The organism is Luteimonas sp. 100069, from assembly GCF_003813845.1.
In the GTDB taxonomy this organism is placed as follows: domain Bacteria; phylum Pseudomonadota; class Gammaproteobacteria; order Xanthomonadales; family Xanthomonadaceae; genus Luteimonas; species Luteimonas chenhongjianii.
Map to the genome: position 1 here is coordinate 68,138 of NZ_RPFN01000003.1, position 11,144 is coordinate 79,281.

10 protein-coding genes and 1 tRNA gene are annotated in these 11,144 nt (G+C 69.8%); 7 read left to right on the plus strand and 4 right to left on the minus strand.

What is annotated here, in order from left to right; genetic code table 11:
- Nucleotides 1-60: 60 nt before the first annotated feature.
- Entirely contained in the window at nt 61-1,281 is a 1,221-nt protein-coding gene (locus tag EGK76_RS08430; RefSeq protein WP_123832315.1) for an MFS transporter, read from the minus strand.
- Nucleotides 1,282-1,383: 102 nt separating this feature from the next.
- Nucleotides 1,384-1,460: transfer RNA gene (locus EGK76_RS08435), tRNA-Pro, on the minus strand.
- A gap of 186 nt (nt 1,461-1,646) precedes the next feature.
- Here EGK76_RS08435 and cydD point away from each other — a divergent pair.
- The 5 genes from cydD (at nt 1,647) to EGK76_RS08460 (ending at nt 9,044) form a co-directional block, all read left to right on the plus strand.
- Entirely contained in the window at nt 1,647-3,425 is a 1,779-nt protein-coding gene (gene cydD / locus EGK76_RS08440) for a thiol reductant ABC exporter subunit CydD (RefSeq protein ID WP_123832316.1), read from the plus strand.
- Nucleotides 3,422-5,098: a thiol reductant ABC exporter subunit CydC gene (cydC, locus tag EGK76_RS08445; protein ID WP_123832317.1), complete on the plus strand. Its 1,677-nt coding sequence runs from the start codon at nt 3,422-3,424 to the stop codon at nt 5,096-5,098. The genes cydD and cydC overlap by 4 nt, the downstream gene beginning before the upstream one ends.
- A gap of 129 nt (nt 5,099-5,227) precedes the next feature.
- Nucleotides 5,228-6,616, plus strand: a complete 1,389-nt coding sequence (gene hisS, locus EGK76_RS08450; RefSeq protein ID WP_123832318.1) for a histidine--tRNA ligase — start codon at nt 5,228-5,230, stop codon at nt 6,614-6,616.
- A 137-nt stretch (nt 6,617-6,753) separates the two neighbouring features.
- A complete protein-coding gene (locus EGK76_RS08455; protein ID WP_123832319.1) occupies nt 6,754-8,685 on the plus strand; it encodes an aromatic amino acid lyase in 1,932 nt (643 codons plus the stop codon).
- Nucleotides 8,682-9,044 (plus strand): hypothetical protein, encoded by a 363-nt coding sequence (locus tag EGK76_RS08460; RefSeq protein WP_096297786.1) that lies wholly within the window; start codon nt 8,682-8,684, stop codon nt 9,042-9,044. The genes EGK76_RS08455 and EGK76_RS08460 overlap by 4 nt, the downstream gene beginning before the upstream one ends.
- Before the next feature lie 74 nt (nt 9,045-9,118).
- On the opposite strand, the gene EGK76_RS08465 is transcribed toward EGK76_RS08460, so the two are convergent.
- Together EGK76_RS08465 and EGK76_RS08470 are read right to left on the minus strand one after the other, a co-directional pair.
- Nucleotides 9,119-9,442, minus strand: a complete 324-nt coding sequence (locus EGK76_RS08465; RefSeq protein WP_096297788.1) for a tetratricopeptide repeat protein — start codon at nt 9,440-9,442, stop codon at nt 9,119-9,121.
- 3 nt (nt 9,443-9,445) lie between these two features.
- Entirely contained in the window at nt 9,446-10,057 is a 612-nt protein-coding gene (locus tag EGK76_RS08470) for a hypothetical protein (protein WP_123832320.1), read from the minus strand.
- On the opposite strand from EGK76_RS08470, the gene EGK76_RS08475 reads away from it, so the two are divergent.
- Nucleotides 10,049-10,723, plus strand: coding sequence for a hypothetical protein (locus tag EGK76_RS08475; protein ID WP_123832321.1), 675 nt, complete (start codon nt 10,049-10,051; stop codon nt 10,721-10,723). The two genes, EGK76_RS08470 and EGK76_RS08475, sit on opposite strands and share 9 nt — an antisense overlap.
- 118 nt (nt 10,724-10,841) lie before the next feature.
- Nucleotides 10,842-11,144: a YerC/YecD family TrpR-related protein gene (locus EGK76_RS08480; protein WP_233580237.1), complete on the plus strand. Its 303-nt coding sequence runs from the start codon at nt 10,842-10,844 to the stop codon at nt 11,142-11,144.

Sequence of the window (11,144 nt, forward strand, 5' to 3'; positions counted from 1 at the left end):
CACGAGGTACGCCCTGCAAGGGCCTGGCCGGGCGTGGCTGGTGCCACGTATCCGCAGCGCTCAGCGCTCAGCGCGGTGCCAGCTGTCCTCGAGGACACGCGGCTGGCAGGCCAGCCAGCCACCTGTCAGCAACAGGCCGACCACCAGGTACAGCATCGCGAACGGCCAGTGCCAGCCACCGGTGGCGGCATGCAGCACACCGAACAGCAGTGGCCCCGCGCAGCTGAGGGCATAGCCGACGCCCTGCATGAAGCCCGAGAGCGCCGCCGAACCGGCGGGCGAGCGGGTGCGCAGGTTGATCAGGGTCAGGCTGAGCGGGAAGGTGCAAGTACCCAGACCGATCAGCATCACCCACACCACCGGGGCGGCGAGCGGGGCGAGCAGCAGCCCGGTGAAGGCGACCACGTGACAGGCGGCGCACAGGGCCACCAGGACGAAGGGATTGCGCATCCGCACGGCGATCGAGGGCATGGCCAGGGCGCCGATCAGCCCGAAAGCGGCGAACATGGCCAGCATCGCACCGCCGAACGCCGGTGATGCGCCGGCCTGGCTCAGCAGCAGCGGCAGCCAGGTGAACATTGCATAGGTGATCAGCGAGGTCGTGCCGAACATCAATGCCATGCCCCAGGCGATCGGTGAGCGGCTGGCCCGGCCCGGTGGCGTCGTGGTGGGCCCGGCCACCGGCGCGGGCGCCGCCAGCGCGTCCCGATGGTGCAGCAGCATCCACAGCCACGGCATGGCCGCGGCGACCGCCGTGACCGCCCAGGCGCCCATCGAAATGCGCCAGCCCAGCGCATCGGCGACCGGCACCGCCAGCAGCGCCGGCAGCATCGTGCCGAGCTGCAGCACGGTGATGTAGAGCGTGCTGACCGCGCCGACGCGGTCGGGGAACCAGCGCTTGACCAAGGGAGGCAGCACGACGTTGCCGATGCCCATGCCGGCGAGCGCGATCACCGCCCCCAGAGCCAGCACGGCCACGTCCTGTGCCAGCGATCGCACCACCAGCCCCGCTGCGGCCAGCGACATCGCCAGCAGTGCCGTGCGTTCCAGTCCGATGCGGCGGGTGAGCGCCGGAGTGGCCACGCCGAACACGGCGAAGGCCGCGGTCGGCAACATCCCGAGCAGGCCGGCCGTCGCCGCGCCGAAGCCGAACGCGGAGCCGAGCACGTCGAGCAGTGGGGTCAGTGACGTCACCGCGGTGCGCAGGTTGAACGCGGACAGTGCGATGCCGACAAGCACGAGCGTAGGCAGCAGGCGCGGCGCGGTGGGGCGGAACGTCATCGCGGCACGACACCGTCGAAGGCCGCGAACCGGGCGCGGCCGGAAAACGAAAAAACCGGCACGAGGGCCGGTTTTCGATATCACCTGCCGCATTGCTGCGGTTGGTCGGGGAGACAGGATTCGAACCTGCGACCTCTACGTCCCGAACGTAGCGCTCTACCAGACTGAGCTACACCCCGAAGGTGAGCCGCGCATTCTACTGATGCCCCCCGGATGAGGGCAAGCACTTCCTGAAAGAAAAAATCAGCGCCGGATGTAGACGGGCGCTGTGGGCCACGTCCGGCGCGGCGGCCTGCGATAATGACGCCCTGCGATGCCGGCCTGCGGTGTCCGCGTTTTTCGGATTCCGCGATGACTTCTCCAGCATGAGCCCCTCCTTGCCCGCCACGGACGTTGCAGCGCAGCGTCGTCAGCGCGGCCGCTGGCTCGACGCTCGGCTCGCACCGTTTCGAGGCCGCCACCGTGCTGCGTCCGCCTGCATCGTCCTCGCGGGCTGGCTGTGGATCCCGCAGGCCGCGGCGATCGCCTGGGCGCTCGATGCGGTGTTGTTCGCCCATGCCGGTCTCGCCGCATTACCCGCGCCGCTGGGCCTGCTCGCCGCGACCCTGATCGCGCGCCCGCTGCTGACCTGGATCGGCCAGCGGCTGCAGGCGGACGTAGTCGAATCGGTGCTCGCGCAGCTGCGGGTCGGGCTCGCCCGGGCGGCGGCCGATCGCGGTCCGCTGTGGTTGCGCGGTCAACGCAGCGGCGCACTGGTCGCGCTGTCGACCGGGCATGTCGATGCGACCGCCGGCTATTACGGCGGCTATCTCACAGCGCGCGCAGAGACGATGGCCGTGCCGTTGGCGATCCTCGTCGCGGTGTTCGCGGTCGACTGGATCGTCGGGCTGGTGCTGTTGCTGACCGCGCCGCTCGCCCCGTTCTTCATGATGCTCATCGGCATGGGCGCTGAAAACGCCGGCCGCCGCCAGCTCGCCGCGCTCGCCCGCGCCGGTGCGCACTTTACAGACCGCCTGCGCGGACTCGATCTGATCCGTGTCTATGGTCGCGGCGAGGCCGAGCTCGCCCAGGTCGGCGAGGCCACCGAAACCATTCGCGTGCGCAGCATGCGGGTGCTGCGCATCGCCTTCCTGTCGTCGGCAGTGCTGGAGTTCTTCGCGTCGGTCAGCGTCGCGCTGGTCGCGGTGTACTTCGGATTCACCTATCTGGGCATGTTGGACCTGCGGGGCGAAACGCTGAGCCTGTCGACCGGTCTGTTCTGCCTGCTGCTGGCGCCCGAGTTCTATGCGCCGATGCGGCGGCTCGCGGCGAACTACCACGATCGCGCCAACGCGCTGGCCGCAGTCGCTGAAATCGAGGCCACATTCGACGGGCTGCCGGAAATCGATGCGGAACCGCTCGCGTCCCGGCGCATGGACGCGGACCCGGCCGAGGGACAGGCAGTACCCCGGCCGTCTGCCTCTCCAGCGTCTGAGCCGCCCGGCGACCAAGGCGCCAAGGCGCGTTCCCCAGCTCGACCGCTGGTCAGCGTCGCCAATGTCGTCCTCCGTCACCCCGGCGCGCGCGCGCCGGCATTGCAGGACGTTTCGCTCCAGGTCCCCGCCGGCGGTCGCCTGGCCCTCGTTGGACCGAGCGGCTCGGGCAAGAGCACGCTGCTCGACGCACTGGCCGGATGGCTGCCAGCGGAGACCGGTCGCATCGACGTCGCGCCAGGCACGCGCATCGCGCTCGCCAGCCAGCGGCCCTGGCTGTTCCACGGCAGCATCGCCGACAACCTCCGCATCGGTGCGCCCGATGCGAGCGACGTCGAACTCGCCGAGGCGGCGCGCGTGGCCCAGGTGACGCGGTTCGCTGCGCGGCTGCCCGATGGCTTGGCGACGCTGATCGGCGAGCGCGGCTTCGGGCTGTCCGGCGGCGAGGCGCGACGCGTGGCTTTGGCGCGGGCCCTGCTGCGGCGTCCCCGTCTGCTGCTGCTCGATGAACCCACCGCGTTCCTGGATCCCGGCACCGAGGCCGACCTGCTCGCCGCGCTGGATGCGTATCTGGACGAGTGCACCGTCATCGTCGCGACACACAGCGATGCCGTCGTCGCCTGGGCGGGTGCGTCCTGGCAGGTGCCGTCGCCGACCGGGGCCGCGCCATGAACGACCAGGACCTGGCCCGGATCGGATCGACACGGGAGCTGCTGCGCGCTCATCGGCGTGGCGTGCTGTTGGCGGTCGGGCTGATGCTGCTTACCCTGGCCGCGGGCATCGGCCTGCTCGGCCTGTCCGGCGGCTTTCTGACTGCGGCCGCGCTGACTTACGGCACGCTGGGATCGTTCAACTTTTTCTCGCCCTCGGCCGGGATCCGCGGGCTGACCCTGGCGCGAATCGTCTCGCGCTATCTGGAAAAGCTGCTCGGCCACGACACCATGCTGCGGATCGCGCGCGATCTGCGCAGCTGGTTCTTCGCGCGCGCCCTGAGGCTGAGCCCTGCGCAGCTGGGGCGCCTGCGCACCGGGGACCTGCTGGCCCGACTGCTCGATGACATCGATGCGGTCGACGGCCTGCTGCTGCGCGCGACCGGGCCGTTGCTGGCACTGCTCGGGATCGGCCTGCTGGGCCTGGGCGTCGTGGCCTGGCTGCACCCACCCAGTGGCGTCTGGCTGGCACTGGTCGCGGGCGCGCTGGCCCTGGTGGTGCCGGCGCGTGTGGCATGGCGACGCGAAGCCGTGGAAGCCGAGCGTGCACAGCGCCGCGGCGCCCTGCGCGCGCGCCTGCACGAGCTCTACGAAGGCCGCAACGATCTCGCCGCGCTGGACGCCACTGCCGCGTGGCTGGCGCGGGTTGCGGACGACGCCGACGAAGTCGCGCGGATCGAGCGCGCGCGCCGCCGCCGGCTGGCCGATGCGCAGGTCCTGCACGGCGGCATCGCTGCGGTCGGGCTGCTGGGCTTGTTGTGGAGCGTGGCGACCGGCGTCACCACTGCCGGCCTGCCGGCCCCACACGCCGCGGCGATCTTCTTCATCGCCATCGGCCTGTTCGAGGCCTGGGCCGGCGCCGGTCTCGCGTGGCAGGCGCTGCGGGCCGCGCGCGCTTCGATCACCCGGCTCGATGCCGTTGCCGGCGCCGCGCCGGCGGTTGCCGATCCGCCGGAGCCTGTCCCGGTACCGGAGCGCGGCGCGCTGCGGTTCGAGGACGTGACTTTTGCATGGACGGCCGAGGCACCGCCGGTGCTGGATGGGCTCGCGCTCACCATCGCCTCGGGCGAGCGCGTCGCGATCAGCGGCGACAGCGGCGCAGGGAAATCCACGCTCAGCGCGCTGGTGCTGCGCAGCGCCGACGCGCAGTCGGGCCGGGTGACCTGGGGTGGCGTGGACCTGCGCGCGATGGCCCAGGCGGACTGGTATGCGCGCATCGGCTGGTTGCCGCAGAACGCGCCGGTCTTTGCCGGCCGCGTCCGCGACAACCTCGGTTTTGGCGCCCCGCACGCCGACGACGCGGCGATGTGGGCGATGCTGGCCCAGGTCCGGCTGCGCGCCTGGGCCGAGCGTATCGGCGGCCTCGATGCCTGGATCGGCGAGTCGGGCGCGACGATGTCGGCCGGCCAGGCCCGTCGACTCGCACTGGCGCGGGCGCTGCTGCGGGATGCACCGCTGATCGTGCTCGACGAGCCGACCGAAGGCCTGGACCACGACACCGCCGACGGGCTGCTGCGTGAACTGCCGGACCTGCTGGTCGGGCGCAGCCTGCTGCTGATCACCCATGGCACGTTGCCGCCGGGCCTCGTCGACCGCCATCTGTGGTTGCGCGACGGGCGTCTGCACGACGCATGAATCGGTGTGGACGGAGCGGCGGCCGTGCACGCCCTCGCGCGCCGCCGTAGTTCCAGAGGCCACCGCGGCGCGCGCCGGGGACCGACTAGAATGTCCACCTCCATCCGCATCACGACAAGAGCGCCCCGCATGATCAAGCCCCGGACCCCGCCCGGTGTCATGGAACTGTTGCCGCGCGACCAGATCGCGTTCCAGCGCATGCTCGATACGATCCGGCGCACGTTCGAAGGCTTCGGATTCCTGCCGATCGAAACGCCGGTGTTCGAACTGTCGGAGACGCTGCTGACCAAGTCCGGCGGCGAGACCGAGCGCCAGGTGTACTTCGTGCAGTCGACCGGCGCGCTGGCCAAGTCATCCGAAAACGGACAGGCCGAGGGATTGCCGGAGCTGGCGCTGCGCTTCGATCTGACCGTGCCGCTGGCGCGCTACGTCGCCGAGCACGAACACGATCTCGCATTCCCGTTCCGCCGCTACCAGATGCAGCGCGTCTACCGGGGCGAACGCGCCCAGCGCGGCCGTTTCCGCGAGTTCTACCAGTGCGACATCGACGTCATCGGCAAGGATTCGCTGTCCGCACGCTACGACGCCGAGGTGCCGGCGGTGATCAGCGCGGTGTTCGCCGCGCTCGACATCGGCGAGTTCACGATCCAGCTCAACCACCGCAAGCTGCTGCGCGGATACTTCGAAGGGCAGGGCATCGACGATGCGCGCCAGATGACCGTATTGCGCGAGATCGACAAGCTCGACAAGCGGGGCGAGGACGCAGTGCGCGCGACCCTGACCGGCGAGGGTTTCGGCCTGTCGGACGAGGTCGCCGAGCGCCTGCTCGCGTTCTCGCGCGTGCGCTCGACCGGCCACGAGGATGCGCTGGCCAGGCTCGACGCGCTCGGCGCCGGCACCGCGCTGTTCGAGGAAGGCCGCAATGAACTGCGTGAACTGCTGGCGCAGCTGCGCGCACTCGGCGTGCCGGAATCACGCTACGCGCTGAACCTGTCGATCGCGCGCGGCCTCGACTACTACACCGGCATGGTCTACGAGACCGTGCTCGACGCGCATCCGCAGATCGGGTCCATCTGCTCGGGCGGCCGTTACGACAACCTCGCCAGCCACTACACCAGGTCGAAGCTGCCGGGCGTCGGCATCTCGATCGGCCTGACGCGTCTGTTCTGGCAGCTGCGCGAGGCCGGTCTGGTTGCGACCGCCGACAGCTCGGTCGACGTGCTGGTCACGCTGCTCGATGATGCATCGTTGCCCCATGCGCTTGCGCTGTCGCAGCGTCTGCGCGGCGCGGGCCTCAACGTCGAAACCCAGCTCGAGCCGCGCAAGCTGGCCAAGCAGATGCAGTACGCCGACCGCGCCGGTATCCGCTTCGTGGTGATCCGCGGCGAGGACGAGGCCGCGAAGGGCGTGGTCGCGGTCAAGGACCTGCGCCGTGGCGAACAGTTCGAGGTCGCGGACGATGATCTGTCGCGGACGTTGCTGGTCGAGCGCGAGCAGGCGAGGTCGATGCCGCAATGATGCGCTGCCGGGTGATCGCGGCCGGGCCCGTGATGGTGATGCGTCCGGTCATCGGCGTCGGCGCGCGGTAACGCGATGGTGGGGACGTGCCCGGCGCCTTGGATGCGGGCAATCGTGACTTGCAAGGGAGACGCACAATGAAATCCATCCGCCTCGACGGCCGCTCGCTGACGCGCGCGCAACTGGTCATGGTCGCGCACGGCGCGCCGGTCGCGCTCGACGACACCGCACTGGCCGGCGTTGCCCGCGCCGCCGACTTCCTCGCCGAGCAGGTGCGCCGCGAGGAACCGATCTACGGCGTCTCCACCGGATTCGGCAGCAATGCCGACCGCCTGCTCGGCGCACGACCGCTGCGCGACGACCTGCCGGGCGCGACGCCCTCGGGGCGTTCGCTGCACGAGGAACTGCAGGTCAACCTGATCGTCACCCACGCGGTCTGCGTCGGCGAGCCGCTGCCTGCGGACGTGGTGCGCGCGATGCTGTGCATCCGCATCAACACGCTGCTCAAGGGTCATTCGGGCATCCGCGTGCAGACCTTGCAGGCGTTGGCCGCACTGCTCAATTCGGGCATCGTGCCGGTGGTGCCGGCGTTGGGGTCTGTCGGGGCGTCCGGCGATCTCGCGCCGCTGTCGCACCTGGCGATCGTGCTGCTCGGCGGCGGCGAAGCCTTTGTCGACGACGAACGGATGCCGGGCGCCGAAGCGCTGAAGCGCGCCGGTCTCGAGCCGGTCACGCTCTCGTACAAGGAAGGCCTGGCGCTCAACAACGGCACCGCGCAGATGCTCGCCACCGGCGTGCTCGCGCTGCAGAAGCTCGACGCGCTGCTCGATACCGCCGATCTCGCCGCGGCGATGACGATCGACGCCTTCGCCGGGCGCCTGGGCGCGTTCGATCCCGAGGTGCACGCGCTGCGTCCGCATCCGGGCCAGGTCGAAGTGGCCGCGCACCTGCGTGAACTGCTCGCCGGTTCCACGCTGGCCGACATCCCGTATCACCTGGTGCCGCGTTTCAGGCCCTGGCTGCCCTCCAGCTGGGACACCGCCGAGGCCCAGGCCCTGCGCTTTGACATCGGCTGGGACTGGGTGCCAAGCGACCAGCGCCATGGCCGCGAGAAGTTCTACACGCGTTTCCGCCCGTTCCGTGGTGGCAAGAAGCACCAGCCGCAGGACAGCTATTCGCTGCGCTGCATCCCGCAGGTGCACGGCGCGGTGCGGGACGCGGTGGAGCAGGCGAAGCGCGTATTCGAGATCGAGCTCAACGCGGTCACCGACAACCCGCTGGTGTTCCCCGACCGCGATGCCGAGCATGTCGAGGAGAAGGTGTTCTCCGCCGGGCATTTCCACGGCATGCCGCTGGCGCTGGCGATGAGCTACGTCAAGGCGGCGATCCCGGTGCTGGCCTCCATTTCCGAGCGTCGCCTCAACAAGCTCGTCGACCCCTCGACCAACGACGGCCTGCCGGGCTTTCTGATCGGCAACGAGGATGCGACCGAGTCGGGCTACATGATCGTGCAGTACACGGCGGCAGCGATCGTCAACGATCTGGCCACGCGTGCGCATCCGGCCAGTGTCTATTCGATCCCGACCAGCGCGAATGCCGAAGACCACGTATCGATGGGCACCAACGAAACCCGGCATGTGCTGTCGATGGCCGAGGATCTGGGCAAGGTGCTGGCGCTGGAGATCTACACCGCCGCGCAGGCGCTGGACCTGCGCGTGGACATGATCAACGCCGCGCGCGATCTCGCGCGGCGTGGCGATGCCGAAGCGCTGGCGGCGAAGGTGCAGGGCGGTCCGGCGTCCGATCGTCCGGGCCGCGGTGCCTTCGTCGACGAGGTCGAAGGCCTGCGTGCCGAGCTCGCCGCGTGCGAGCCCTTCCATCCGGGCGGGGTCGTCGCCGAGGCGCATGCGATCGTGCGCGAGGCCATCCCGTTCCTCGACCGCGACCGCGCGCTCGACGGCGAAGTTGCCGCCGCAGTGAGACTCGTCGCCGACGGCGCGCTGCTCGGGGTATTGCCCCGCTGGCGCGCACCGACCTCCAGCCCGGTGGGCGAGGGGCGCGCCCCTTGAACCTGTCGCTGCATTTCGGCTGGCTCGGCGTCCTGGAAGCGGCGCTGATCGCGCTCGCCGTCGGCGCGCTGTGTTACCTGCTGTTCCACTGGATCGGCGCGCGCAACCGCTGGGCACATGGCCCGGCGATCGGCTGGGGGTGTCTGCTCGCGCTCGGCATTGCTACTGGCATCGACGCCTGGCATCTGTTCTACATGGGCGTGGTGCGGCTGGAATCGCCGGTGTATGCGCGCATCGCGCTGCAGAAGATCCACGACCCGAACTTCCTCGCTGCCCGGGTGTTCATGTCGTCGGTGGGTGCGTTGTCGGGTGTCGCCCTCGCGTGGATGGCGATGCACGCGCGCAAACGCGCCGACTGAGCCGGACGCAACCGCAGGATGGGTAGAGCGCGGCGAAATCCGTCATCGCTGTCCTCTGGCGTTGTTCGTCCCGCTCAAGCGGCGGGCTGCCGACCGTGCTCGATCCGCCGCAGGAACACCGTCATCTCCTTCGACGACTGCACATCGCCGCGCCGCGCCGCCGCATCGAGCCCGGCGCCCCACGCCGCTTCCGCCTCGTCTTCGTGCCCCGACGCCAGCAGCGCCTTGCCGAGCAGCTTCCACGCCGCCGAGTAATCCGGGCCGTGCCGCGTCGCCGCCGCCAGATGCGTCGCCGCCGCGTCCACGTCGCCTGCCTGCAGACAGGCATTGCCCAGTCCGAAGCGCAGCAGTGCATCGTCGCGCCCCGCATCGAGCAGCGCCTGCAGACGTTCGCGCATGGGTCACCGGTGTCCGGAAGTCTCCTGCGGATTGTCGCCCGCGGATGGGGCGGCGCCGGTGGAACGCAGCAATCCGGCGCGCACGAGCATGGCGTGCACCGCGTCGCGACTGCTGCCGTCGCGCTGCCAGCCTTCGTAACGCTCGACCAGTGCGCCATCCCGAAACGCCAGGAAATGCGGAGTGGCGTCGAACGAGGAGATGGGCCACTGACCGGCGTCGACGGCGATGTGGATCGGTGTAAGGGGCCGGCGGCGGTTCCAGTCGCGGAGCATGGATGCTTCGGCGATTGCAGTCGGCGCCATGAGCCAGGTCGCGTGCCGCGCGAACAGCGGGCCGAGTTCGGGATCGTCCGGAATCGCCGCGGCCGCAGCGTTGCTGAAACCGCAGCCAGGGGAAGACACTACGACGATGCGGGTTCGAAGGTCGATCGCTTCCAATTGAAGGGTGGGGGCAGCAGCGTCGTCGTCGATGATCTTCCAGATGCCGACGTCGCCTTCGGTGAGCGCGTACGACGTGTCCAGATGCGGGACGGGCGGCAGCGCCAAGTCGGACAGACTCGCGGTGAAGGCGCGTGCTTCTTCGATGCGGCCGCTGCGGAGCAGGGCGTGCTGCATGTCGCGGTGATCGTTGCGTGTGACGAGTCCGTGCGATTGCAGTCGCCCATGCAGGACCCTGGCCGCATCGACGTGCGTATCGCGACCGGTCGACTGCGCAAGTCCCATCGCCGCGCGATGCAACAGACGCAGATCCTCGCCTCCGGTGGAGGCCGATGTAACCTCGTTCGCAATCAGTTGTTCGATGTTCGCAACCGCCGTATCGCCGTCGACAGCATCGGGCGAGGCGTCCTGCCAGTCGCGATACGCCGACACCATCGCATCCGTGGGTGGCGCAAGGCTGCCATCGGCGCGCGCTGCGCGCAGGCGCACCGCCTCGTCGGGAGCGAGGCCGGGGAAAGGATAAGTGTCCTCCAGCAGCAGGCGTTGGACTGCCAACGCTTCCTCGCTGGTCAGCTCGGCAAGCAGGATATCCACCGGCAGGGTATGCAACCCGCGCGGTCCGAATCTGAGCGAGTCGAGAAACAGCGCACGTGCGTACGGTGGCATCCGGTCCAGCGGCGATGCGTTGTGCGCGAGCCATTGCTCAAGTGCCGCGGCAGTCGTGAAGGGCGGTGTCGCATCCGTTCCGGCAGTACGTGCGGGCGCGGCCAGAAGCAGGGCGAGGCTGAGGACGAGCGCTGTTCGGTACATGGCGATCCTTCGCGCGGGCAGTCGCGCGATTGAAGCATGTTGCGTGTCGCGTGGCGCCGCCGGTTTGACATCGGCCCGAATTGGAGTAACGTGATAGCACGTTATTACATTGATACGTTTATCCGCGCCCGTGAAGCAACGCCCCGAACCCCTGCCGGACCACGAAACCAGCGCATCGCTTGCGTCGCTCGCGCGCGCTTTTGCCGCGCTCGAGACGGCTGACGAGGTGGCCCGCTTCCTCGATGACCTGTGCACGCCGGCCGAACTGGAGGCGCTGGTCGACCGCTGGCGCGTGGTGCCGCTGCTGCAGCAGGGCGTGCCGTATCGGGAGATCCACGAGCGCACGGCGGTCAGCGTGACCACGGTCGGCAGGGTCGCACGCACCCTCGATCGTGGCGCCGGCGGCTATGCGATCGCCGCGCGCCGCGTCGCCGGCACCAACGAATCCCCCTGA